We start from the raw sequence: 23950 nt of genomic DNA, 5'->3' as shown, positions 1-23950 counted from the left end.
TTTACAATCAATAGCGTAGCCAACAGGTTATTCTTATTATACTTTTAAATTTATTTGTTCTGTTCGATCCAGAACGTTATTTTTGCTAACATAATTCTTTATAATTTTTTTCAAATGGAAACAAAATTTCAGGGAACTGTAAAGTTCTTCAACGAAGCAAAAGGTTTTGGCTTTATTAAACATGAAGCAGGTAACCGCGAAACTTTCGTACACGCAACCGGTTTGATCGATCAGATCCAGCAGGATGACCGCGTAGAGTTTGAAGTTAAAGACGGCAAGAAAGGTGAAAATGCCGTTAATGTTAGACGTATTGACTAAGCACGCTTTTTAATACCTAATTACATAAAGTCCCTCCTGAAAGGTGGGACTTTATTGTTTTGAGCGATGCGGTACTTGAACGACCTTCTAAAAAGCGCTATCACGGCATGTGGTAGCGCTTTTTAAATTTAAATCCAGGGGTACATGTTATGTAAAAAGGCGCCTTATTGAGGCGCCTTTGATATACCGGAGCAGGGTTTTAAAATTTAAACTTCAAGCCCACATTGGCCCCCAGGCCGCCTATATTGATGTAAGACTTTAAGTCGTTGGAGGGTTTGGTATTGTCTTTATAATTTGTCGTTGCACCAGTTGTACCAGTGGCGGTATTGGAGTTTTGATCCAGCGTGGTTTTATAATCGGTATAACGTTCTGCGGTTGAAAGGTCGCCCAGACCACGGTGGGTGGTAGTGCCGGTAGGGCCAGATGCGGTGTTGATAATCACCGTGTTTTCTTCATAGGCGGTCACTTCTTTTGATTTACCATACACGGGTACGTTACGGTATTCTGCTTCTACAAAAATATCGAGGCGGTTATTCAACGCAAAACTAACGCCCAGCGCCCCCTGGAAGCCAATGGTTATATTGGGTTTTATTTGTTCATGGCGGGAAATGGTGGTCTGCGCAATGATATTGGCGGGATACCCGGGTACTTGGCTGGTTTGCGAGGCCTTTGTTTCGATATTCAAGCGCCCCCACAATGGCACTACCACTCCAAAACGCAAGTAGGGGTTCACTTGGGTATAACCAGGGCTTATAATCACGCTGGGGGCAAAATCTACCGCGTGCACATATCCATGCGATATTACCTGGCCCAGTACTGTGGTAGGCGCTCCCAGCGCGGTGACTACCTGTTTTGTCATCAGGTTTTTGGAGCTGGAATAATAGTTAAAGGTGCCTTCAATTCCTACGTATTTATTAAAGTTCCAGCCTACGGTAAGCCCTCCCCTGGCGCCTGCGCCATAAGAACCGGTGAGTACTTTATCGGAAATAATGGCCGTAGCGCCTGTAGTGGTATTAATGCTTTCGTGGGTATCATGCGGCGGGTAGGGTCCCACATCCGGAAACTGCCCCTGGGATACACTAAAATAGTATCCACCTGCGATCTTCAGGTAAAGCCCATGATCGTGTGGCGGTTTGTTGGTGGATATAGAGGTATTTTGCGCCCATGCAGGAATACTGCATAGCAATACGACGCTTGCCGTAATAACGTGGATCAACGATTTCATAAAACTTGTTTTGGTTAGAGGGTTACATCTTGAGAATATTTCAGACAGGAATAAAATAGTGTGTTACCAATATGCACGTGGAATTTCTTACAGCAATGTTAAGGAAACGTTATCAAATAAAGTGCCTCACCAGGAGGAATTATTAAAATGAATGGTTTAGCGGTAGAGGATGTACATAAAACGGCCATACTGCTTGCGAACAGTATGGCCGTCATGAGAAAACGTGTTGATTATACGTTTAGAAAAAATCTGTTTAAGATTTAACATTGCGACGAATGTCGTCTGCCGTATCCTGACCTTCGCTCAGAATGTTAAGGACGCGTTCTCTTACATCATCCTGCAGACCAGCGATCTGCTTGCTGAAAACGTCTTTCAGGTGACTTAGATCGTCTGCAGTGTTTCCTAATACATTTTTAGCTTTGCGCTGCCATGTGCGGGCAGTATCCTTAATCTTTTCACGGGTATCTTCACCGGCTTCTGGAGCTAGCAGCAGGCCAGCGGCAAAACCAGCCGCCAGGCCAATGAATGCGCCTGTTAATACTTTTGACATAAAATGGCTTTTTGATGTTAAGAATCTTTATCACTGGCACCGACTGTGCCGGATGTGAGTAAGAATCCAAATATCAGGCCGGTTTGCGCCCTGCTGCTACTGTGGAATCTGGTTGATAATGACCTCAAATTGTGGTAGGAAATCCCTTACAAAGCTAATTTTTACCCGGTTGCTGGTGGAAAATGCGTACTAGCATGGTGTACAATTCCGGATGATGGCTTTCCAGTAAATGGGGCCGCTGGAAAAAGTATTCGGAAGCCACCGCAAAAAATTCTGCCGGGTTAGTAGCCGCATAAGGATTGATATCTGAATGCCCACCCTTTATACGTTGTATTTCGTGGTGAATAAGCTGTAACCAAGGTACACTGTAGGCATGTTCCAGCAAGTTTTCGGGAATACCATCTACCGCCCCATCCGACTTATCCAGCAGGTGTACAAATTCATGAATGGCGGTATTGCCATGCCCCTGTTGCAAAAAGCCTTCGCGAAGGGCATGTTGGGAGAGCAGCATCTGCCCGTTCATGGCGCCGCTACCTACCATGCCCAACACGTTGCGCTCATGACCATCGGGCTGTCCTTCAAATTGGTATTGCTCGTTGAAAGTGTCGGGATACAGGATTACATTGGTCAGGTTAAAGTATTTCCAATCCTTAAAGCCAAAAATGGGGATGATCGCACTGGCAGCCACCAGCACTTTGTCCAGGTCTTCTACCGTAGCGCCTACTCCTTCTACTTTTACCTGTTTCAGAAAGTCGGAACAATCTTTTTCGAAGCGTTGTTTTTCTGTGTCGGTCAACTGCTGGTAGTAGGCTACATTGTTTTGCAGTAATGTTTTCAAACCAGCCGGCACGGCCAATTTGCGGCGGATAAATTTTTTTTTCAAATATTGCCCGTACAGGAGCAACACCAATACCGCAAAACCAATCAGTATATACATGGGAAAATATTTTTGGTACTTGTATTAAGTACAAGTTACAGTATAACGCCGCAGAGTACCCTGTTCCTGTAACTTTTCAGGTTGTGTTATTTTTTAAAAGATATTTCAGTGGCCCCGTAACCATATTTGGGGTGGTACTGGTTTACGAAATAATTTACTTCGCGGGTAAGGCGGAGGATGCTGTGAATTTCGTCCCGCAGCTTGCCTTTGCCTACGCCGTGAATCACGATGAGGCTGGGCTGATGATGGGCGATGGCCAGGTCTAAATAGTGCTGGAACTCGTTGAGTTGCATGCCCAGTATTTCCAGGTTAGTAAGGCCCTTCCAATCTTCGGTCAGTTTGTCGATGTGCAGGTCTATTTCCTGTTTGGGCTGCTCTTTGGGCTTGAGCTGGAGGGTGATACTATTTACCGAATGGCTGTTATAGGCTGGAAGGTCGAAGTCGGGAGCCACAGGTTTATCCGGGTACTTATCGAACAGCGGGAAACTGAGTGTAGCGCCCTGGCGCATATGCAGATCGTTGAGCTGCTGAAACAATTGCTTGGGTTTCATTTTCCAGGTTTTAAGAAAGGTAGGCGCCAGTTTAGGATCTGGTTCCTTCAAGGAGAAAGTGAATTCAAAGCGGGGTGCATCGTTCAGATGTTCAAACAGCAAGTCTGCGAGGTAAAAATTACTGAAAGGCAGTATGGTATTACGTATTTCCAGGTGTAAATGATGATTCAGGTATATTTGGAAGCTAAAGTTATAAGCAGTGGCGTTTTCATTAAGCAGGTGAAATTTCAGCAGTTCCACTTCTTCTTCCATACCACGACCGGCATATACGGGGAGTAGGGAAAGCATCACACCTTTTTCCATACGGATCTGGCCACTCATTTTCTCTTTCTTCAACTCTTCCCCCCGGGTAAGGTTGGGCTTGATGGAGGGCAGCGTTTTCTTTTGGGAGAAGCGATGAAAGTAAGGAAAGTCTATCTGGTCGAGGTATACAGGAAATTGTACTTTCCCGATCTCGACCATGACCATTTTGTCGTTGATAATGTCGATTACCCTGCCTTCTTCCTTAGAATGGAGCAGGATGATCTGGTCTCCTATTTCGTATTTCATGCCGCAAAAATACGGCAGTTTTGGGAGAGAAAAGTGGTAATGCAACATACCGCAGCCAAATAGCAGGCTGGCCCGGATCACTCCCTAAACACCTCCTGCTGATATTGCAAAGCGTATACTTTGCCTTCATTAAACCTGATGGCCGATATATGCAATGTTCCTATGTATGTTGAAATAAAAAAATGCTTGTTATAATAGCAAGTACCGGCATTTGATTTTTTATACATACGTGCTATACCCAAGACAATACGGGCTGTGTGCCTACAAAAGAAACAGGCATTCCCGGCAACTTTGGTTGCAGCCAGCCTGCAAAATATTCCAGGCGGAAATGAGAAACCTACTGCGGTCCATTAAGCGGGGCAAGGGTGCCTGTTTTTGTACGGCTTGATGATACCGGTTAGTTAAAGCCTAATACCGGGTGTGGCTGGTATAATTCTTCCAACTGGTTTATTTCTACTGCGTCCAGTTTTATAGCAAGTGCTGCCACGGCATCTTCCAGGTGACCTGGTTTGCTGGCACCAATGATAGGGGCGGTGATGCCCGGTTTAGATAACATCCATGCCAGGGCTAGCTGTGCATCGGGTACGCCTCTTTTGGCGGCCATCTCCCCTAGCCTTTTCACCACATCAAAATCTGTAGGAAAGTCGTATAACGATTTGCCAAAGCTATCCGTTTTGGCGCGGTCTGTTTCGTTGCGGTCTTTGGATCTTTTGCCGGTAAGCAGGCCGCGTGCCAGCGGCGACCAGGGAATAACGGCTATTTTTTGATCTATGCAGAAGGGAATCATTTCCCGTTCTTCTTCGCGGTAAATTAAATTATAGTGGGGCTGCATGGAAGCAAAGCGTGTCCACCCATGCAGGTCGGCAATGTACTGCGCCTTTGCAAACTGCCAGCTATACATGGAGGAAGCGCCAATGTAGCGGGCCTTTCCTGCTTTTACCACATCGTGCAGGGCTTCCATGGTTTCTTCGATGGGTGTTTCGTAGTCCCAGCGATGTATTTGATAGAGGTCTACATAATCAGTACCCAGGCGTTGCAGGCTGGCATCTATAGCGCTCAGGATGTGCTTGCGGGACAGGCCTTTGTCGTTGGGACCGGGGCCCATGGGGTTAAACACTTTGGTGGCCAGCACTACTGCATCGCGGGTGGTAAAGTCTTTCAGTGCTTTGCCCACTACTTCTTCGCTCACACCATAAGAATAAATGTCGGCCGTATCGAAAAAGTTGATGCCCAGCTCCAGCGCTTTTTGAATGAAAGGGCGGCTTTGGGCTTCTTCCAAGGCCCAGGGCCAGCGGTCCGTGGGTTTCCCATATGTCATTGTTCCCAAGCACAACCGCGACACTTTCATGCCGGTGTTGCCAAATTTTATGTACTCCATACAATGTTGTTTATAATATCCGTTTAGATGACTTTTAAATGGATGTTGCACTTAAAGGTAGCCCAATTACAAAACAAAACAGGCCGTTCCGGCTGGCAGAACGACCTATCTTTTTGCACCAGTACCTAAAATGTATTTATGCCACTTCTTCCGGATGACGGCGCCAGTGTCCATCTATAGACCAGGGGCCACTACCTTCTACCAGGAAGAACACAAGCAGGCAAAGTACCGTAACGGATTGCCACATCACGCTGTGGGCCGAGAACAGGCCGGTGGGTGTATGAAAGAAGAAAATTGCGCCCAGCAAAATGGGAATGTTTACCAGAATGGCCAGGCGGGTGAGTAATCCCAGTGCAATGAACAAGCCACCCAGCAGGTGGGCGAAAACAATAAATTGGAACAGTGCCATCGACAATACTGCCAGGTCCCGTTTAGTGTTAATCAAGGCCATCAGATCATCGCGGTGCTGCACGAACATGATGCCTTTCCAAAACAAGAAAATACCTAATGAAAATCGTACAATATCCAGCCAGCGGGGATGATGATTATCTCCCCAGCCGCCGATGCGATCTAGTAAATTCATAACGTTCAGTTTTAAGTTGCTAAGTTCAAAACGTGGTGCTCTATTAAGTTACTTAAAAAATCCCGCATCAAATGTTAACGCCCGGAGCATAGCGGAGGGCCTATCATGCAAACGTCCCTGCAGGAGAGGCAGGGACGTTTTTTGCAAAAAGATAGCAGGCTAAAGATCAGGCCAAATTTACTTTGGGAATGTCAGAATCCTTGCCCAGCTTGCTATGGCGATAGCTATAACTAAAATAGATGACCAGCCCTATCACCAGCCAGATGCCGAACACTATCCAATTTTTAATACCAATTTCGGTCATTAAATAAAAGCAGCTCAGCAAACCCAGCACCGGTATAAGCGATAAGTTGCGCAGTGCGCAGCCCACTGCCATGAGCAGGGTGGCCACTACGAAAAAGAAGAAGGGAATATTATGTTTCCAAACCTCAAAACCACCTTGAAAGGAAAGCCGACTGGCCAGCACTCCGCGGAAGAAAAAGGCGCAGCCAATGACCAGTATGGGTATAATGTAGCGGCTGTTCACATAGGGAACCCTGAAATTTTTACCTACGGTATCCGGGTCTTCTTTGGGCAGCAGCAATACGCCTCCGCATACCAGGATGAAGGCGAATAAAGTGCCGATACTGGTAAGGTCTGTAACGATGGTAAGGTTCAGGAACAGTGCTGGTACACCCACGATAATGCCGGTAATGATGGTCGCAAATGAAGGGGTCCTGAACTTTGGATGAATGCGGGAAAACGGTTTTGGCAGCAGGCCGTCGCGGCTCATGCTCATCCAGATGCGGGGCTGCCCTATCTGAAATACCAGTAACACGCTGGTGGTAGCAACAACGGCGCTCACGGAGATCAGGTAACTCACCCAGTTTAATTTTACGGCGGTGAATACAAAGGCCAGCGGATCGGTCACTTTCAGTTGGGAATAAGACACCATGCCGGTAAGCACCAGCGCAATGGCAATGTATAAAATAGTGCAAATGATCAGGGAATACATCATGCCTTTGGGCAGGTCGCGCTGGGGATTGGCACATTCTTCGGCGGTGGTACTCACGGCATCGAAGCCAATGTAGGCAAAGAACACGGCAGATACGCCTTTAAGTACCCCGGAAAATCCGTTGGGCATAAAAGGATGCCAGTTGCCGGTGTTTACATAAAATGCGCCCACCACGATCACCATTAATATCACGGCTATTTTAAGCCCTACCATGAAGTTGGCACTTTTTTTACTTTCAGAAATACCCAGGTAGGCCAGGTAGGTTACGATGACCACGATCAGGAAGGCCGGCAGGTTCAGGATGACCGGTATTCCAAAGAGGTGCGGAGCGCTGGCCAATTGCTGTTCGGTAGCGCTATCGTAGTTATTCACCAGCCATTCCGGGAAGTGCAGGCCTATCCCTTCGAGCAGGTTATTAAAATATCCGCTCCACGAAATGGATACAGCAATATTGCCGATCGCATATTCCAGGATCAGCGCCCAGCCTATCACCCAGGCCGTTAGTTCACCAAATGTCACATAAGAGTAAGTGTAAGCGCTGCCCGATACCGGGATGCGGGAGGCAAATTCTGCGTAACAAAGGGCGCAGAATCCGCAGGTAATGGCGGTGATAATAAACAGGAAGGTAACGCCCGGCCCTCCGTCATAAGATGCCTGGCCAATGGTGCTGAAAATGCCTGCGCCAATTACGGCGGCAATGCCCATGGCAGTTAGGTCTTTAACACCCAACACCTTGTTCATTCCTCCATGGCCGTCGTTCAGTCCATCCTGGGCATCTCTTAAAATAGTAGTGAGGGATTTCTTACGAAAGAGGGAATTGGACATAAATGATACAGGTTGATGAGGGAGGAGGTTTTATTGTAAGGTCTAATATAATTAAAGATGTGGTTAATGTTGCCGGTGCAGCAGAAAATCTGCCACTTCAAGCAGGGCTTTTTTGCGGCCAGATACCACGGCAATGGCCTCCAAATGGTTGAAGGCTTGTTGGGTATAGCGTTCTTTTTCCTGCTGAGCCCATTCATCAACTTTGCAATCGTGGAATACTTGCAGGGTGCGGTCCACCTTATCATGGCCGGTATAAGTCAGCAACCGGCGCAGCTCTTGTTGTTGCACGCCATTGCACATTTCCAGTGCTTTTAGCAACAGAAAGGTTTTTTTGTTGACTAGAATATCGCCGCCCACCTGTTTTCCAAATTTTTCGGGATCGCCAAAGGCATCAAGATAATCATCCTGTATCTGGAAAGCAATACCAATGTTTTTCCCAAATTCATACAAATGCGCCTGGTGTCCTTCGCTGCCGCCACCAATGATGGCACCCAACTGCAGGCTGGAAGCTAGCAGCACAGAAGTTTTCAGGCCTATCATGTGTACATAGTCAGCATATTGCACTTGTGCCGGGTCCTTTTTCTCAAAATCCATATCTAATTGCTGACCCTCACATACCTCGATGGCGGCTTTGTTGAACACCGCTATAAGTTTTTGCTGATAGCGCTGCTGTACTTTATTGAGGAATTGGTACACGTAGATCAGCATTACATCACCTGCCAGCAGGGCGGTGCTTTCATTGTATTTAACATGCACAGTGGGCATGCCACGGCGCAGGGGCGCCTTATCCATAATATCGTCGTGAATGAGGCTGAAGTTGTGAAACAGTTCTATGGCATTACCCACCTGAAAGGAATCCGGGTGCAGCTCATCAAACAGTTCATTGCCCATCAGGGTGAGTACCGGGCGTATGCGCTTGCCACCTATGCCCAGGATGTAACCGGCGGGTTCGTATAAAGTGGCCGGCTCGCCGGGAAACTGCCACTGACTGAATTGCTGTTCAAACTGCGCTATTAACTCTTGGAACGAATGCATGCGGGCCTCTCATTTTTTTGCAAACTAAAGAAAATTTGTTGGACAAGGTATGATGTAAAATGTAGGGTGTAAGTGATATTAAGTGTTGCTTAGCACCTACATTCACTTTGATAGAACGCCGGATACCCGGCACATCTTATATTACAGGTCATAATATCCTGGACTTAATACCAGGTACATAGTACAATAAAAAAGCCAATAGCAAAGCGGGTGCTTTGCTATTGGCTTTTTTATCAACGATTATTTTTTCTTTTTGCGTGCGGCTTTTTTGGCAGCAGCTTTAGCGGTAGGCTTCACCTTGGCGGGACTCGCCTTAGTGGCTGTTTTGGCTTTGGCTTTTGGAGTGGCTTTCGCAGCTTTCTTGGCGGCGGCTTTAGGCTTGGCCACCGGTTTGATCTTTGCGGCGGCTTTAGGCTTGGCTTTCACGGCAGCTTTCTTTGCGGCGGCTTTAGGCTTGGCTTTCACGGCAGCTTTCTTGGCGGCGGCTTTAGGCTTGGCAACGGGCTTAGCTTTGGCTTTTGGCTTTGCAGCAGTTACGGCTTTTTTAGCTGGTGCGATGGATTTTTTGGTCGTATCTTTTTTAGCTGGTGTGGCGGCGGCCTTTTTCTTCGGTGCTGCCTTCACTTTTTTGGCAACTGTTTTCTTCGCCGGTTCTGCCTTTTTCGGGGCCTTCTTCGCGGGCGCTTCCACCTTTTTAGTTTTCAATTTTTTGGCGGCGGCAATGGCGGCGGCTTTTTTCTTTTCCGCTTTGGCCTGTTGGCTGGTAAGCGCCTTAGTAGCTGCTTTGGCTGTTTTGGCCACTATTTTTTCTAACTTTACGGCTTCTTTCAGCTTTTTAGCTGGCGGTACTTTGGCCTGTGCTTTCACCTTTTTCAGATCGGCCTTGGCCACTTTTTCCGGTGTTGTTTTCTTGGCTTTTTTATCGGTGGCTGTAGGCTTGGCAACGGGTTTGGCTTTTGCGGCAGTTTCTTTCGGCTGTTTGCCGGCTGGCGCTGCTTTTTTCGAAGATGGCTTACCGGCTGTTACGACCTTTTTCTTTTCCTTCTTTGCAGGTACAGGCAATTCGGCCCCTGGCTGTGATACTTTTTCTTTTACTGGCGTGGTATCTTTTACTTTGCCTTTTTTCCCGGCAGCCGGAACAAGCGGCTGAGATATCGGCGCAGCAGGTGTTTCCACGGGAAATGTGCCGTTGCCGGCTTCCTCCTCTTTCTTGGCCTGTAAGGCTTCTTCAATAGCACGTTGCTTTTTGGCGGCAGCGCGTTGCTTGCGTTTTTGGTTTTTAGACAGCTTGGGGGGTGGCGTTTCTCCGCTAATAGGTTGTACCCTGGCCGGTGTAGTTTTGTTATCACCGCTTTCAGCCAGTGGCTGTTTATGCTGATAGGCAACAATAGGCCGTTTGGGTCCTTCGTTTGGAACAACTGGTGCCTGCTCTCCATCTCCCACATTCTTATTCTTGTGATCGCGGTCGCGGTTGCGATTGCGATTACCCCGATTTTCACGGTCGGCATGCTGACCATGGCCACGGCCTACATTCCTTTGTGTAATATCGCCGGCTACCCTGCCATAACCTGGTTCGTCCAGGTCGTAATCTAACTGGCGTTTGTCCAGGTTGGCTGCCATTACCTTAATCTTCACACGATCTCCGATAGAGAATTTAATGCCGGTGTTAGCGCCCACAAGGGCATATTCATTTTCATTGTAATGGAATTCGTCTTTAGCCGTAAGACTGTGAATGCTCACCAGGCCTTCGCATTTGGTATCCACGGTTTCTACCCAGAAGCCGAAGTTGCTCACGCCGCTGATCACGCCTTCAAACGTATCGCCAATAAATTGTTGCATATATTCTACCTGCTTGTACTTATTGCCAGCCCGTTCACATTCCATGGCTTTGCGTTCCATTTCTGAGCTATGCTTACACTTGCTTTCCATTTCCGCATCCGGATGGATGTCACCGCTCAGACATTCCTGTAATACGCGGTGTACCATTACGTCAGGATAACGGCGGATGGGGGATGTAAAGTGAGCGTAATGTTCAAATCCAAGGCCATAGTGGCCAATGTTGGAGGTAGTATAAGCGGCCTTAGACATGGTGCGGATGCCCATTGTTTCCAGCACATGCTGCTCCGGACGGCCCTGGGCTAATTGCAGCATTTTATTAAAAGATGCAGCCACCGTTTCGGGGGTATGCATGTCAAACTTATAACCGAATTGCAGGGCGAATACGGCAAATATTTTCAATTTTTCTTCGTCTGGATTATCATGCACGCGGTAAGGGAAAGGAACGGGGTTGCCATTAACACGCAGGCCGGACACATATTCTGCCACGGTACGGTTGGCCAGCAACATGAGTTCTTCAATCAACTGGTGGGCTTCCTTACTTTCTTTTAGTGTAACGCCAATGGGCTTGCCTTCTTCGTCCAGTTGAAACTTCACCTCGGTGGAGGAAAAGTTAATGGCGCCGTTGGCAAACCTTTCTGCCCGCAGGGCGCGGGCCATGGTATTGAGCAATAATAATTCGTCGCGGTAATGAGGGCCTTCGCCGGATTCGATCACTTCCTGCACATCTTCATAAGTGAAGCGGTGATCGGAGTGAATGACGGTGCGGCCTATCCATTTATTTTTCACCTTCCCGTCTTTCGTCATTTCAAACATGGCCGAGAAAGTAAGTTTGTCTTCATGCGGGCGCAGGGAACACAGTTCGTTCGATATTTTTTCAGGCAGCATAGGCAGTACGCGGTCTGGCAGGTACACGCTGGTGGCGCGTTTATAGCCTTCTGCATCCAAGGCGGTGCCAGGACGTACATAGTGGCTTACGTCTGCAATATGTACACCTACTTCATAATTACCAGTTTTGAGCAGTCGGATGGAAATAGCGTCATCAAAGTCTTTGGCGTCGTGCGGGTCTATGGTAAAGGTGAGTATTTTACGGAAGTCTTTACGTTTGGCAATTTCGGCGGCATCTATTTCCAAGGGCAACTGGTCCACTTCGGCCATTACTTCATCGGGGAAGTGTAGGTTAAAGCCATTATCTACCAGGATTTCTTTCATGGCCAGGTCGCCGGCGTTGCGGGCGTCCAGCACTTCCACTACTTCGCCGGAGGGCTTTCGGCTTTTACCCGGCTCTCCGCCCCAGTTGGTAATCCTTACCAGTGCCTTATCGCCATTCACACCACCTTTGAGTGCCGTGAGTGGAATATAAATATCGGGGAGGGTAGCATTTTTATCCGACACCAGGAAGGCGAAGTTTTCGCTCACCTGGAGGGTGCCAGTAAATTCATTTTTCTTGCGGGTGATCACCTTGGTGACAATACCCTCTGCGCGGCCTTTGCCCTGGCGTACTACTTTCACAGTTACCTCATCACCATTCTGCGCGGTGTTCAGGTCATGCGGGCGCACCATGATATCGCGTTCCACACCTTCCACAATTACGAAGGCCATGCCAGAGCGGGTGGTTTCTAATTTGCCCTGGAACACCTGGGCGGGGGCGTTGTTATGCTGTTGCTGATGATGACGCTGTTGGTGATTGTTATGATTGTTGCTGTTCGGATTCGTTTTTTTCTTGTTCTTTTTTCTTGACATTGGGATGTTCTCTTGGTATTAGTAGTTGTTAGTTTCGGCCAATTTATGCATTCCCGGCCGGTGTTTTTTCAAGCATTGTTTTCTGCCGAAGCAGAAATCAGTGTATGCGCTATATAATCAAAAATATAATTATTAAATGAATCTCCCGCGTTATCCAGGAAGGAAATTTCTATGGGCATCACTCCGATGGAAAGCTGGCGGGCTTCAATTTCGCTTTGGAGGAGGTGTAAACGTACCGCATCTTTCTCCGTTGTGATGATGAGTTTTCGCGCGCCGGGCAAGTCATCCAGTTCTTTGCGCACCTTCTCCAAATCGCGTACACTATAATAATAATGATCCGGAAAAGGCAGCAGGTATACCTTTGGAAACAACTGTTGCAGATTGCTTAAAAGCGGCTCCGGGCGCGCAATACCGGCGACGAGTAGTACTGCATCGTAGTCTGCGGGACGAAAAGGTTCTCCGCTGAACAGGTCGTACAATTGTCCATATTGCAAGCAGGTAAAATACACTTGTTGTCCGGGCAGTGGTGCTATTTCCTGGCGGATGGCATTCATGTCCTGCTGGTCCAGTTCGGGCGGACATTTACTGACGATAATAATGTTTGCCCGACGGTAGCCTTTGCGGCCTTCACGCAAATAACCGAAGGGCACGACGTGGTCTTTGGTGAAGCGGCGGCTGTAATCGGTGATTAGAATATTTAGCCCCGGTTTCACCGACCGGTGCTGAAAAGCGTCGTCCAGCAGGATCACCTGGGTGTCTGGCGCGTCGCCCACTAACTGCGGAATGGCCAGCATACGCTCCTCGCCTACGCATACTTTGATGCCGGGAAATTTGCGGTGAAACTGCATGGGTTCATCACCAATATCGTTGGCCGTGGTGCGGTCGTTGGCCAGCACATATCCCCGCGTACTGCGCTGGTAGCCCCTGCTCAGGGTGGCCACCGGGTAGCTATCCTGGAGCAGTTTGATAAGGTACTCCACGTGGGGCGTTTTGCCAGTGCCGCCCATAGACAGGTTGCCAACGGCAATCACGGGCAGGTCAAACTCCACAGCGGTGAGTACTTTATTATCATAGAGCCGGTTGCGCAGCCACATCACCAGCCCATAGAGCAGGGAGAAGGGGTACAACAGGAACTTCAAGTACTTCAATACGTTCATTTTAACTATTAAATTCATAAATGGCCAGTGGTGTAATCGCTTTGCGCAGGCGGATGTCCCATTCCGCTGCGTCGTCGATACTTTCCACCGGCTCAAACTGGCTAAGACCAATGATCTGCACATCGGGGCGACATTGCTGTAAAAAGCGGTCGTACATACCCTTACCATAACCTACACGGTGGCCTTGCAGATCAAATGCCAGCAGGGGTACCAGCACCAGGTCCATGGCAGCGGGCATCACCAACATACCGCCGGCGGGTTCCGTCATACCATAACGGTGTTGGATGAATTGGGTCTGTTCGTCCCAAAGATAGTGCAGCATTTGACTGCTTTGCATGTCTGTTTTAGATAGCACTAAATTGACCTCCGGATGCGCCTCCCGCAGCCATGCGGCCAGGGGTCGGGTATCCACTTCCTTTTTATCATCTATCGGCAGGAAGAGATGCAGGTACCGGATGCCGGTATAATCCAGTGCCTGGCAATGGGCCATGATGGCGTTATTTGCTGTTGCCATAGCTTCCGGGGAAAGGTGGAGGCGCTTTTCCAGGAAGGTAGCGCGCAGGTCTGTTTTAGTGGGCATTACGTTTTTCAGTTTGAGTAAAAGGCGGTGGTGGCGGATAAGCCTGGAGGATGGCATAACAGCCTATGCCCCCATTGTTGCCGCCAGGGCACCCTGCTGCCAGCAGCCTAGCGGAAGTTAAATTTTTGCGCTTTTACAAATGCCTTGTCCAGCTTTGCTGTGAAAGGAATGTGGCCCAGCAGCGGGTAGCCGCTCCACCGCACAATGTCTGCTGCATTGGAATGTTCCGGACCGTTAAAGATCCATCCCAGCACGGGCGCACCTTTCTGGCGTAATAATTCCGCTGTGAGCAAAGCGTGGTTAATGCTACCCAGGTAAAGCTGGGCTACAATAATTACCTGTGCCTGTATCTCCAGCACCATATCCAGCATAAACTGGTCTTCATTCAGCGGCACCATAATGCCCCCAGCGCCTTCTATTACCAGGGGGCGCAGCACTGGCTGGTACACCTTTGCCTGGTCTATAATGGGCCTCAATTCAATCTTTACATCTTCCATACGGGCTGCCAGGTGTGGACTGGCAGGCTCCTTTAATCTATATAGTTCCGGATGGCATACAGTAAAGTCATTGCTCACCAGGCTGCGCACCGTATCCCGGTCTGTGCCTTCTAAAAGCCCGGTCTGCACCGGTTTCCAGTAATCGGCTTGCAGCGCTTGCGTTACGCAGGCGGCAGTTACCGTTTTCCCTACGCCGGTGCCGATACCGGTAATAAATAACTTGTCCATGGGCGCAAAGGTAGTGTCTTCTGAACAATGTACCGGGCGCAAGGTACTTGCTACCTGCCACTTATGCGGAGAAAATTTTATTGACCGCTCCCTTCCTATCCTTGCAGCCTGCACATTGCACCTTGTACATTTTCCCCTATTTTCGCAAGAAATCAAGCTCTTTAGCTCCAAAGCACGTGTATGCATATTTATAATAACATCCTCGAAACAATTGGGAATACCCCGATGGTAAAGCTTAACAAAGTTACCGCCTCCCTACCCTGCACCGTACTGGCCAAGGTGGAATTCTTTAATCCCGGCAATTCCATTAAAGACCGTATGGCCGTAAAAATGGTGGAAGTGGCCGAGCAAAACGGCTGGCTAAAACCTGGCGGCACCATCATTGAAGGCACCTCTGGCAACACGGGTATGGGCCTGGCCCTGGCAGCAGTGATAAAAGGATACAAATGCATTTTCACTACCACGGATAAGCAGTCCAAAGAAAAAATGGACATCCTTAAAGCCCTTGGGGCCGAGGTGATAGTATGTCCTACCAATGTAGAACCAGAAGATCCCCGCTCTTATTATTCCGTCAGCAAACGCCTGGCAAAAGAAGTACCCAACTCCTGGTATGTAAACCAATATGATAACCTGGCTAATCGTGACGCTCACTACGAACAAACCGGTCCTGAGATATGGGAACAAACCAGCGGAAAAGTGACTCACCTGGTGGTAGCCACCGGCACTGGCGGCACCGTAACCGGCACCGGCAAGTACCTGAAGGAAAAGAACCCAGCTATAAAAGTGTGGGCCATTGATAGCTATGGCTCCCTGCTGAAAAAATATTTTGAAACCGGTGAATTGGACATGAGCGAAGTATATCCCTACATTACCGAAGGCATAGGCGAAGACTTTGTACCCCAGAACTACGACATGAGCGTGATCGATCATTTTGAAAAAGTGACCGACAAAGACGGAGCCGTGATGGCCCGCCGCATTGCCAAAGAGGAGGGTATTTTTGTAGGTTACTCCGCAGGTTCTGCCCTGGCTGGGTTAATGCAACTGAAAGCGCAATTAAAACCAGAAGACGTAGTGGTGGTGGTTTTCCATGATCATGGCAGCCGCTACGTGGGCAAAGTGTATAACGACCAATGGATGATGGAACGCGGTTTCCTCGATGTAAAAACGGTGAAAGACGTGGTAAACGCGCGCGCCGGCCAGCCGCTGGTTACCATTAAACCGGATGAAAAAGTAAGCGACGCCATTGCAAAAATGCGGAAATTTGATATTGAACATATCCCCGTATTACAGCAAGATGAGGTAGTAGGGTCTGTATCAGAAAACAGCCTGTTCCTGCGCCTGATAGACGATGCACAGATTAAGGATGCCACCATCAAAACCATGATGCAGCCAGCTTTCCCGCTGGTAAGCCTGGATATGCCCATTGAAAAATTATCCGCCTACATTAACAAGGAAAATGGCGCCGTTCTCACCAAAGACGACAGCGGAAATTTCCACATCGTTACTAAATATGATATTATACAGGCCCTGGGAAATTAATCGCTAGCAGCCTGGTATCATTATGTTACATGCCATTATTTACAGATCAGTTACAGCGTACAGTAAACTTAAACGACCCGGTGCGGCGCATCGTGTCTGTGGTACCATCGCAAACGGAGTTGCTGCATTACCTGGGTCTGGAGGCGGAGGTGGTGGGCATTACAAAGTTTTGCATACATCCGCCGGAATGGTTTGGTACCAAACCTCGCGTGGGTGGTACCAAGCAACTGAACATAAGCGCTATCCGGGCGCTGCAACCAGACCTGGTGATAGCAAATAAGGAAGAAAACGACCAGGAGCAAATAGCGGTGCTGGCCAAAGAGTTTCCGGTATGGATCAGCGACATTACCACATTGCCGGATGCATATGATATGATACTACGCGTGGGAATCATTACCGGCCGCGCTTCGGTGGCCGTCACCCTGGTGCAGGCCATACAACAGCAGTTTGCAACGCTGCATCCTCCACGCATCCGTAAAACGGCTTATTTCATTTGGCGCAAGCCCTGGATGGTGGCGGCTTCCCACACCTTCATTGATGATATACTACAACAGTGCGGCATGGTAAATGTATTTGCCGGTATGACCCGCTACCCCACCCTTACCACTGCGCAATTGCAATCGGTAAGTCCAGAACTAGTACTATTATCGTCAGAGCCTTTCCCATTTGGTGCCACACACCTGGCGGAACTACAAACCATTTTTCCGCAGGCGGAAATAAAACTGGTGGATGGGGAAATGTTTTCCTGGTATGGCAGTCGCTTACTGCATACGGCGCACTATTTTTCGCAGCATTTTACCTGATCATTGTGCTGCGTAGCACAGCACATAACAACCCGTTTTACAAGCCTTATGTATAAATTCCTTCAGTACCAGGAAGTCATTTACCAGGTGGGGCATATTAAACGATTTGCTTTCTCTTACGTCATCGCTCCAGGTGCCGGGGTATATATCATTTTCATTTAACTCTTCTGCGTCATAAGCATCTGCTACCTGTACTTCGTCCAGACCGGCCAGCAGGTTATCTATAGCTGCCACCAGGCGGGGCGACTGATAGTGTATGCTATGGTGAATCGCATCGCCCAGCGCTTCGTAACTGGATGCGCTCCAGGTGCTGAAATCCAGTTCGTCCGTAACAGGTTCGCCAATAAAAGCATCTGGATAAAAGATAGCATTAATAAGAATCTCCGTGTCTTCGTCGCTTAGCAATATTTTGTTTAGCAGGAACATCAGGGCCTGCACGCTACCTTTTAACTGCGCCTGATCGATGGAGATGGCCAATGGGTTTATTTCGTGACTGGTGATGGCTTTGAAATTGTTTTCCGGAACGGCGTATAATTTTGCTACTTCACTCATTTTTCCGCTTTATTATCTTCTTTATAAAAAACTTTTTCGCCGCCAACATACGTGGCGAGTACTGTTGTTTGCAACACTTCCTGGGCGCTGGCCCGCATAAGATCTTTGTCCAACAGGATAAAATCTGCCTTCTTGCCGGGTTCCAGGCTACCCACTTCTTTTTCCAGGAAGTTGGCCTTAGCGGCCCAGATGGTCATACCGCGCAGGGCCTGTTCACGGGTGAGGGCATTCTCCAGCTGGAATCCCCCTGCGGGCAAGCCGCTGGTATCCTGGCGAAAAACCGCTGCCAGGAAGGTTTTGAAGGGAGAAATGTCTTCTACCGGGAAATCGGTACCCAGGGGTAGCCAGCCATTTTCATGCAGCAACTGCTGGTAAGCATAAGCGCTATGGAGGCGGTCGCTGCCCAATCTTTCACCCGCCCAGCGCATATCGCTCGTGGCATGGGTGGGCTGCACGGAAGGAATGATACTGGCGGTGCCAAAGCTGGAAATGTCTTGCGGATTTACTACCTGCGCATGTTCAATACGCCAGCGTTTATCATTTTTACCCTGCAAATATTTATGGTACACCCCCAGCACTACCCGGTTGGCAGAGTCGCCAATGGCGTGGGTACATAGCTGAAAATCGGTTTGAGAAAGCAAGTGGGCAATAGAATCGAAATGGGCGGCAGGGTGCAATAGAAAGCCCATATAGCCAGGTTTATCGCTATATGCTTGCAGCAGGCAGGCCCCACGGCTACCCAATGCGCCATCAGCAAACATCTTCACCCCATGCACATACAGGCGATCTGTTTTATAGGGCCCTTTGGCCAAGTAGCGGCGGTAGTTGGCCGTATCATCGGCCATCATAACATATAAGCGCATTTGCAATTTGCCTTCCCGTTGTAAGGTATCGATCATGTCGATGGCCATATAAGGCAGGCCACAATCTGTAATGGTGGTAAGGCCCTGCGCAAAGCAATTGCCTTGTGCATGCGACAGCCACTTTTCAAAAGTGGTTTTGTCAACTGCCGGCTCCACCGCTTCCATGCGGCCCACGGCGTTATCAATCAGCACCCCGGTCAGCACGCCGTTTTGGGTTTCAATACTACCGCCTTCTACCTGGTCGCCTGCTTTAATACCAGCCAGGGCCAGGGCTTTCGCATTGGCAATTACCGCGTGCCCATCTACCCGCGTTAATACGACTGGTTTGTCGGGGAATAATACATTGAGGCGTTTATTATCCGGAAAGGCTTTGCCGGGGTAGCGGTTCTGGTCCCAACCGTTGCCTATTATCCATGACTCCTGTGGATGTTCATTGGCAAAAAGTTTCACCTTCATCTCCACTTCAGAAAAATCATCCAATCCATAAAGGTTTACGGCAAACAGGGATTTACCATATTCTACGAAATGGGCGTGCGCATCGATAAAGCCAGGGTACATAAACTGGCCCTGGGCGTCAATGGTGCGCTTTGCATCAAACTGTTCCTGCATAGCGGGAGTGGTGCCGGTGGCCACTATTTTTCCATCTTTAATGACGATCGCTTCTGTGGTGCTAAAACTGCTATCTACCGTATATACGTGGGCGTTATACACCAGCAGGTCCGCAGTTTTTTTGGAGCGGCAGCCTGCCAACGCCAGCATCAGGATTACGACTAATACGGTAAAACGCATAAACTGGGTTATTTGACCATAAATATAAAAGATCGCTTTTACATCTCCCATAGGGCATTTCTGCGGTATGAGCCAGGTCACCTAATTTCGTGGTTTTCGAAACATTCCTGTCAAATTTGCATTTTGCCGGCAAGGATTATATATTTGCTTTCCTTTAAATTAGATGACACATGGGAAAATACAGAGCTGGCGTATTATTCGGCGACGAGCTGAAAGCGCTGTACAATGATGCGAAAGCGCAAGGTTTTGCAATGCCGGCAGTAAACGTAATCGGTACTGATTCGATCAATGCAGTGCTGGAAACAGCCGCCAAAGTAAACTCGCCAGTAATTATTCAGTTCTCCAATGGCGGTGCGCAATTCTTTGCGGGCAAAGGCATGCCGAACGACAAGTTACAGGCCAATATCTCCGGCGCTATTTCCGGTGCCAAACATGTACACGAAGTAGCCAAATATTATGGTGTACCCGTGGTATTACACACCGACCATGCCGCCGCCAAATGGCTGCCCTGGATAGATGGGCTACTGGATGCCGGAGAGGAATTTAAAAAACAAACCGGCCAGCCCCTTTTCTCCTCTCATATGCTGGACCTGTCTGAAGAACCTATTCACGAAAACATAACAACTTCTAAAAAATATTTCGAACGCATGGCCCCCCTGGGCATGTCGCTGGAAATAGAACTGGGCGTAACCGGTGGTGAAGAAGACGGCGTAGATAATAGCGGTGTAGACAACTCCAAGCTGTACACCCAGCCAGAGGATGTAGCCCTGGCCTATGAAACCTTGTCTGAAGTAAGCCCCCTCTTTACCATAGCTGCCGCTTTTGGCAACGTACACGGTGTATATACCCCCGGTAACGTGGAACTGCGCCCGGAAATCCTGAAAAACAGCCAGGACTTCATCCAGGCCAAACATAAAACCGCCGAGAAGCCCGTATATTATGTATTTCATGGTGGCAGCGGATCTCCCAAACACCAGATTGCAGAAGCACTGACCTATGGCGTTATCAAAATGAACATTGATACAGATATGCAGTGGGCCTTTTGGGAAGGCATCCTGCTTTACTACAAATCCAAAGAAGGCTACCTGCAAACACAGCTCGGCAACCCCGAAGGTGCAGACAAGCCCAACAAAAAATATTACGATCCCCGCGTATGGCTGCGTAAGGGCGAAGACAACTTCGTAAAACGCCTGGAAGAAGCATTTCATGACCTGAACTGCATTAACCGCAACGCTTAATCCAATACATTTGGCAAGCCCCACGTTGGTAACAGCGTGGGGCTTTTCCTTATAAAAAGGTGTAGCACCTGCCCTTTGGTGATCCCTGCTTTCCGCTATCTGGCGGCTTACGGAGGGACGGTGCCGGCCTTTCCTGTAAAATGAGCGTTTTCAACCATTAAGTCACTAATAATAAACACATTACGTCATCTAACTAAGAATAGGTAAGGGGTGTCTTATTTATTCGTATCTTGCACGCCTTTACGTATTTCGTAACTTAATATTAACATATGTCCAGCTGGTTTAAACGAATTAAACAAGGCATCTCCACCACTACCAGTGAAAAGAAAGAAGCGCCGGACGGATTATGGCATAAATGTCCTAGCTGCAAAAAAACCTATACCGTAAGGGACCTGCGGGAAAATTATTACGTATGCCCAAATTGTAATTTTCACAACCGGATTGATTCTGCTGAATATTTCGAAATCATATTTGACGATAAAAAAGGCGAAGCGCTTTTTACCAATATTTACCCCAAGGACTTCCTGGGCTTTAAAGACCTTAAACCTTATGACCAGCGCCTGATAGACGCTCAGAAAAAATCCGGCCTCACTGACGCGATGCGCGTGGCACACGGCACCGTAAATGGTTATGGCCTGGTGGTAGCCTGTATGGACTTTGCATTCATTGGCGGTTCTATGGGTTCTGTGGTGGGTGAAAAAATTTCCCGCGCCATTGATTATTGCATCATCAACAAAAAAGCGCTGATGATTATTTCCAAATCCGGCGGTGCCCGTATGATGGAAAGCGCTTTCTCCCTGATGCAGATGGCCAAAACCTCTGCCAAGCTTACCCAACTGGCCGACGCTAAACTTCCCTACATTTCCCTGATGACCGATCCCACCACCGGGGGTGTTACCGCATCTTTCGCGATGCTGGGCGATCTGAATGTAGCGGAACCTGGTGCGCTGATTGGTTTTGCCGGCCCACGCATTATTAAAGAAACCATTAAGAAAGACCTGCCACCCGGCTTCCAAAGCGCGGAGTTTGTGCTGGAAAAAGGTTTTCTGGATCTGATCATTGACCGTAAAGAATTGAAAAAACAACTGGCGGTATTGCTGGAATTGTTTGCAAAATAAATACCTGCCCCGCGCAGTGTACAACATATGAAACAACTGGAATTAAGAAATAAATCGGCTTACTATGAATATGCGATAGAAGATAAATATATCGCTGGCATGGTGCTGACTGGTACGGAGATCAAATCTATCCGTGCCAGCCGGGTGAGCTTTAATGATTCCTTCTGTTTTTTCCATGGCAACGAATTGTTTGTCAAAAGCCTTCACATCTCGGAATATACTTTTGGCACCAGTTCTAACCACATCCCCCTGCAGGAGCGCAAACTACTGCTCACCAAACGCGAATTGCGCAAGTGGTCACAGAAAATGAAGGAACGTGGATACACCATTGTCCCACTCCGCATTTTCCTCACCGAAAAAGGCCTCGCCAAAATGGAAATTGGCCTGGGCAAAGGGAAAAAACAACATGACAAACGCGATGCTATTAAAGAACGTGATGCAGACCGGGATTTACGTAGGAATTATAAAGTATAGCATAATTGCAATCAGCAAATAACAAAGCGGCTATTTCCAAAAGGGATAGCCGCTTTTTTTAGGCAGCTATTTAATCCTGTAATTTAAAATGCGCCGGAACCTGTTATGCCTTGCTCCGTAGAATCTAAGACCACCTGGCCAGGAATTTGCAGCTACAGCCAGGTATTTCACAAAGATCACCTGCTAAAATCCCCTTTTATGAAAAGCACTTTCCTGATAGGATGTTTGCTGCTGGCCAGCTGGTTCGGGCCTGCCTGCTCTTCCTCCAAACCCTTTACCGCTACCAAGGCTTCCCGCGCCACCTCCGCCAATCCTTCCCTGCTGTATGGCACCGACTGGAAGCTGGTAAGCCTGCAGGGCGAAGCTATTGATACAGCCGGCCTACGCAAACGTCCCGGCCTGCGCTTCGACAAGGCCGAACACCGGGTAAGTGGCAATGGCGGCTGCAATAGCATAGGCGGCTCCTTCACCGTTACGGGCGACAAACTGCACTTCTCCCCCATGATTTCCACCAAAATGGCCTGCCCCGCCATGGACGTAGAGAACAAATTCTTACAAGCCCTGGCCCAAGTGACCCGCTTCGATGTAAGCGAGGGCCGGCTGGAACTTCTAAACGAACAAGGTTCCCTGGCAATTTTAGGCAGTAATTAAAGAAAAACAGGTTATAGGAACAGCGCCCCCTCCCTACGGAACGCTTTACCCCTGACTTATCCCAGGCTTTGGGTAGACTCAAAGTAAACTCAGGGTAGGATGATCCCGGGATCATAACGCGCCCCGAATTTTACCCATCTTGAAAATATTTATAACCTTCCTACGTTAAGTGAGAGTAGTCGAAAAAAGAGCACCTGGGGCAGACCCTGTGTGTTCTTTTTTTGCTTTGATTTGGCCATTATTCAATAGAAATAGATAATTTGGCTACTTTGATGTGTGCTGGGCTGGTCTGAAATTTTGCAGTAAATATGTTGCACCCTAATACTGAACCTTTTAATAAGTGCATAATACAATATGAAATATATTAACATTGCTATCATCGCCCTCACTATTACAGCCTTATTTGCTGCCTGCCACAAGGCCCAGGATACCCACTTGCCTAATGCCTTTACGATCAACGAAACCCTATATGCCACTCCTCATGCCGCCGTGGTTACCGCATCCGGATCTTACCAGCTACTTACCCTCAGCAGCGGTAACGCCACGGATAGTACCTCCCCTAAAGTGACTTTCGCCGTAGACTCCATTGTAACACCCTGGAGTTACATCCCCTACGATTCTTCCAGCCCCGCCAGCTACAACAGCCTCATCCTGGCCGAAGTGTCTTACACAGACTCCACCCTAAAAAAGCTCACCCAACTGACAGACGGCACCCTCACCATCCACAAAACCAACCCCACCAACTACGTCATAGACTACGCCCTAGTCTACGATAGCACCTTCATCACTGGCCATTATAGTGGAAAAGTTAATTAATTATGAATTATGAATTATGAATTATGAATTATGAATTATGAATTATGAATTATGAATTATGAATTATGAATTATGAATTATGAATTATGAATTATGAATTATGAATTATGAATTATGAATT

At 48.2% G+C, this 23950-nt stretch carries 22 protein-coding genes; 8 read left to right on the top strand and 14 right to left on the bottom strand.

The window, feature by feature from the left end; genetic code table 11:
• Window positions 1–114: 114 nt before the first annotated feature.
• Window positions 115–318 carry a cold-shock protein gene (locus GA0116948_RS19800; RefSeq protein WP_089715474.1) on the top strand — a complete coding sequence of 68 codons (204 nt, stop codon included), beginning with the start codon at window positions 115–117 and terminating at the stop codon, window positions 316–318.
• 199 nt (window positions 319–517) lie between these two features.
• Here the strand turns inward: GA0116948_RS19800 and GA0116948_RS19795 are convergent, their stop codons facing one another.
• From GA0116948_RS19795 to bioD, 12 genes are all read right to left on the bottom strand, one after another.
• Window positions 518–1543, bottom strand: a complete 1026-nt coding sequence (locus GA0116948_RS19795) for an outer membrane beta-barrel protein (protein WP_089715471.1) — start codon at window positions 1541–1543, stop codon at window positions 518–520.
• A 253-nt stretch (window positions 1544–1796) separates the two neighbouring features.
• The gene (locus tag GA0116948_RS19790) at window positions 1797–2093 is read right to left on the bottom strand and encodes a YtxH domain-containing protein (RefSeq protein WP_089715469.1); all 297 of its coding nucleotides are present in this window, start codon (window positions 2091–2093) and stop codon (window positions 1797–1799) included.
• A gap of 154 nt (window positions 2094–2247) precedes the next feature.
• Window positions 2248–3030 carry a M90 family metallopeptidase gene (locus tag GA0116948_RS19785; protein WP_089715467.1) on the bottom strand — a complete coding sequence of 261 codons (783 nt, stop codon included), beginning with the start codon at window positions 3028–3030 and terminating at the stop codon, window positions 2248–2250.
• Between the two features lie 86 nt (window positions 3031–3116).
• Complete coding sequence (locus GA0116948_RS19780) at window positions 3117–4130, bottom strand: Smr/MutS family protein (RefSeq protein WP_089715488.1); 1014 nt, start codon at window positions 4128–4130, stop codon at window positions 3117–3119.
• A 397-nt stretch (window positions 4131–4527) separates the two neighbouring features.
• On the bottom strand, window positions 4528–5508 hold the full coding sequence (locus GA0116948_RS19775; RefSeq protein ID WP_089715465.1) for an aldo/keto reductase: 981 nt from the start codon (window positions 5506–5508) through the stop codon (window positions 4528–4530).
• Window positions 5509–5644: 136 nt separating this feature from the next.
• Window positions 5645–6091 carry a DoxX family protein gene (locus GA0116948_RS19770; protein WP_089715463.1) on the bottom strand — a complete coding sequence of 149 codons (447 nt, stop codon included), beginning with the start codon at window positions 6089–6091 and terminating at the stop codon, window positions 5645–5647.
• Between the two features lie 166 nt (window positions 6092–6257).
• Window positions 6258–7910 carry an amino acid permease gene (locus GA0116948_RS19765; RefSeq protein WP_089715461.1) on the bottom strand — a complete coding sequence of 551 codons (1653 nt, stop codon included), beginning with the start codon at window positions 7908–7910 and terminating at the stop codon, window positions 6258–6260.
• A gap of 63 nt (window positions 7911–7973) precedes the next feature.
• Entirely contained in the window at window positions 7974–8945 is a 972-nt protein-coding gene (locus GA0116948_RS19760) for a polyprenyl synthetase family protein (RefSeq protein WP_089715459.1), read from the bottom strand.
• A 240-nt stretch (window positions 8946–9185) separates the two neighbouring features.
• Entirely contained in the window at window positions 9186–12524 is a 3339-nt protein-coding gene (gene rnr / locus GA0116948_RS21530) for a ribonuclease R (RefSeq protein ID WP_205686165.1), read from the bottom strand.
• A gap of 68 nt (window positions 12525–12592) precedes the next feature.
• On the bottom strand, window positions 12593–13681 hold the full coding sequence (gene lpxK, locus GA0116948_RS19745) for a tetraacyldisaccharide 4'-kinase (RefSeq protein WP_089715458.1): 1089 nt from the start codon (window positions 13679–13681) through the stop codon (window positions 12593–12595).
• 1 nt (window position 13682) lies between these two features.
• Window positions 13683–14318 (bottom strand): 5-formyltetrahydrofolate cyclo-ligase, encoded by a 636-nt coding sequence (locus GA0116948_RS19740; protein WP_089715457.1) that lies wholly within the window; start codon window positions 14316–14318, stop codon window positions 13683–13685.
• Between the two features lie 50 nt (window positions 14319–14368).
• Window positions 14369–14986 carry a dethiobiotin synthase gene (gene bioD, locus GA0116948_RS19735; RefSeq protein WP_089715455.1) on the bottom strand — a complete coding sequence of 206 codons (618 nt, stop codon included), beginning with the start codon at window positions 14984–14986 and terminating at the stop codon, window positions 14369–14371.
• Window positions 14987–15166: 180 nt separating this feature from the next.
• Here bioD and GA0116948_RS19730 point away from each other — a divergent pair, with 180 nt between their 5' ends.
• A complete protein-coding gene (locus GA0116948_RS19730; protein ID WP_089715452.1) occupies window positions 15167–16525 on the top strand; it encodes a pyridoxal-phosphate dependent enzyme in 1359 nt (452 codons plus the stop codon).
• 29 nt (window positions 16526–16554) lie between these two features.
• Window positions 16555–17328 (top strand): helical backbone metal receptor, encoded by a 774-nt coding sequence (locus GA0116948_RS19725; protein WP_089715450.1) that lies wholly within the window; start codon window positions 16555–16557, stop codon window positions 17326–17328.
• Here the strand turns inward: GA0116948_RS19725 and GA0116948_RS19720 are convergent, their stop codons facing one another.
• Together GA0116948_RS19720 and GA0116948_RS19715 are read right to left on the bottom strand one after the other, a co-directional pair.
• Window positions 17329–17880 (bottom strand): DUF1877 family protein, encoded by a 552-nt coding sequence (locus GA0116948_RS19720; RefSeq protein ID WP_089715448.1) that lies wholly within the window; start codon window positions 17878–17880, stop codon window positions 17329–17331. It lies immediately after the preceding gene.
• Entirely contained in the window at window positions 17877–19532 is a 1656-nt protein-coding gene (locus GA0116948_RS19715) for an amidohydrolase (RefSeq protein WP_089715486.1), read from the bottom strand. Before GA0116948_RS19715 ends, GA0116948_RS19720 begins: the two co-directional genes overlap by 4 nt.
• Before the next feature lie 170 nt (window positions 19533–19702).
• On the opposite strand from GA0116948_RS19715, the gene fbaA reads away from it, so the two are divergent.
• From fbaA to GA0116948_RS19690, 5 genes are all read left to right on the top strand, one after another.
• Window positions 19703–20770, top strand: coding sequence for a class II fructose-bisphosphate aldolase (gene fbaA / locus GA0116948_RS19710; RefSeq protein WP_089715446.1), 1068 nt, complete (start codon window positions 19703–19705; stop codon window positions 20768–20770).
• Between the two features lie 269 nt (window positions 20771–21039).
• Window positions 21040–21888: an acetyl-CoA carboxylase, carboxyltransferase subunit beta gene (accD, locus tag GA0116948_RS19705; protein ID WP_089715444.1), complete on the top strand. Its 849-nt coding sequence runs from the start codon at window positions 21040–21042 to the stop codon at window positions 21886–21888.
• Between the two features lie 27 nt (window positions 21889–21915).
• Complete coding sequence (smpB, locus tag GA0116948_RS19700) at window positions 21916–22362, top strand: SsrA-binding protein (RefSeq protein ID WP_089715442.1); 447 nt, start codon at window positions 21916–21918, stop codon at window positions 22360–22362.
• A gap of 198 nt (window positions 22363–22560) precedes the next feature.
• On the top strand, window positions 22561–23013 hold the full coding sequence (locus GA0116948_RS19695; protein ID WP_165798517.1) for an META domain-containing protein: 453 nt from the start codon (window positions 22561–22563) through the stop codon (window positions 23011–23013).
• 354 nt (window positions 23014–23367) lie between these two features.
• Entirely contained in the window at window positions 23368–23829 is a 462-nt protein-coding gene (locus tag GA0116948_RS19690) for a hypothetical protein (protein ID WP_089715438.1), read from the top strand.
• Window positions 23830–23950: the final 121 nt, after the last annotated feature.

The organism is Chitinophaga costaii, assembly GCF_900094705.1.
Classification (GTDB): domain Bacteria; phylum Bacteroidota; class Bacteroidia; order Chitinophagales; family Chitinophagaceae; genus Chitinophaga; species Chitinophaga costaii.
The sequence above is the reverse complement of the archived record's forward strand: the minus strand, read 5'-3'. Positions and strand labels throughout refer to the sequence as shown.

Coding starts and splice junctions, on each gene's coding strand:
- GA0116948_RS19800 (WP_089715474.1), top strand. CDS start 115: ATGGAAACAAAATTTCAGGGAACTGTAAAGTTCTTCAACGAAGCAAAA.
- GA0116948_RS19795 (WP_089715471.1), bottom strand. CDS start 1,543: ATGAAATCGTTGATCCACGTTATTACGGCAAGCGTCGTATTGCTATGC.
- GA0116948_RS19790 (WP_089715469.1), bottom strand. CDS start 2,093: ATGTCAAAAGTATTAACAGGCGCATTCATTGGCCTGGCGGCTGGTTTT.
- GA0116948_RS19785 (WP_089715467.1), bottom strand. CDS start 3,030: ATGTATATACTGATTGGTTTTGCGGTATTGGTGTTGCTCCTGTACGGG.
- GA0116948_RS19780 (WP_089715488.1), bottom strand. CDS start 4,130: ATGAAATACGAAATAGGAGACCAGATCATCCTGCTCCATTCTAAGGAA.
- GA0116948_RS19775 (WP_089715465.1), bottom strand. CDS start 5,508: ATGGAGTACATAAAATTTGGCAACACCGGCATGAAAGTGTCGCGGTTG.
- GA0116948_RS19770 (WP_089715463.1), bottom strand. CDS start 6,091: ATGAATTTACTAGATCGCATCGGCGGCTGGGGAGATAATCATCATCCC.
- GA0116948_RS19765 (WP_089715461.1), bottom strand. CDS start 7,910: ATGTCCAATTCCCTCTTTCGTAAGAAATCCCTCACTACTATTTTAAGA.
- GA0116948_RS19760 (WP_089715459.1), bottom strand. CDS start 8,945: ATGCATTCGTTCCAAGAGTTAATAGCGCAGTTTGAACAGCAATTCAGT.
- rnr (WP_205686165.1), bottom strand. CDS start 12,524: ATGTCAAGAAAAAAGAACAAGAAAAAAACGAATCCGAACAGCAACAAT.
- lpxK (WP_089715458.1), bottom strand. CDS start 13,681: ATGAACGTATTGAAGTACTTGAAGTTCCTGTTGTACCCCTTCTCCCTG.
- GA0116948_RS19740 (WP_089715457.1), bottom strand. CDS start 14,318: ATGCCATCCTCCAGGCTTATCCGCCACCACCGCCTTTTACTCAAACTG.
- bioD (WP_089715455.1), bottom strand. CDS start 14,986: ATGGACAAGTTATTTATTACCGGTATCGGCACCGGCGTAGGGAAAACG.
- GA0116948_RS19730 (WP_089715452.1), top strand. CDS start 15,167: ATGCATATTTATAATAACATCCTCGAAACAATTGGGAATACCCCGATG.
- GA0116948_RS19725 (WP_089715450.1), top strand. CDS start 16,555: ATGCCATTATTTACAGATCAGTTACAGCGTACAGTAAACTTAAACGAC.
- GA0116948_RS19720 (WP_089715448.1), bottom strand. CDS start 17,880: ATGAGTGAAGTAGCAAAATTATACGCCGTTCCGGAAAACAATTTCAAA.
- GA0116948_RS19715 (WP_089715486.1), bottom strand. CDS start 19,532: ATGCGTTTTACCGTATTAGTCGTAATCCTGATGCTGGCGTTGGCAGGC.
- fbaA (WP_089715446.1), top strand. CDS start 19,703: ATGGGAAAATACAGAGCTGGCGTATTATTCGGCGACGAGCTGAAAGCG.
- accD (WP_089715444.1), top strand. CDS start 21,040: ATGTCCAGCTGGTTTAAACGAATTAAACAAGGCATCTCCACCACTACC.
- smpB (WP_089715442.1), top strand. CDS start 21,916: ATGAAACAACTGGAATTAAGAAATAAATCGGCTTACTATGAATATGCG.
- GA0116948_RS19695 (WP_165798517.1), top strand. CDS start 22,561: ATGAAAAGCACTTTCCTGATAGGATGTTTGCTGCTGGCCAGCTGGTTC.
- GA0116948_RS19690 (WP_089715438.1), top strand. CDS start 23,368: ATGAAATATATTAACATTGCTATCATCGCCCTCACTATTACAGCCTTA.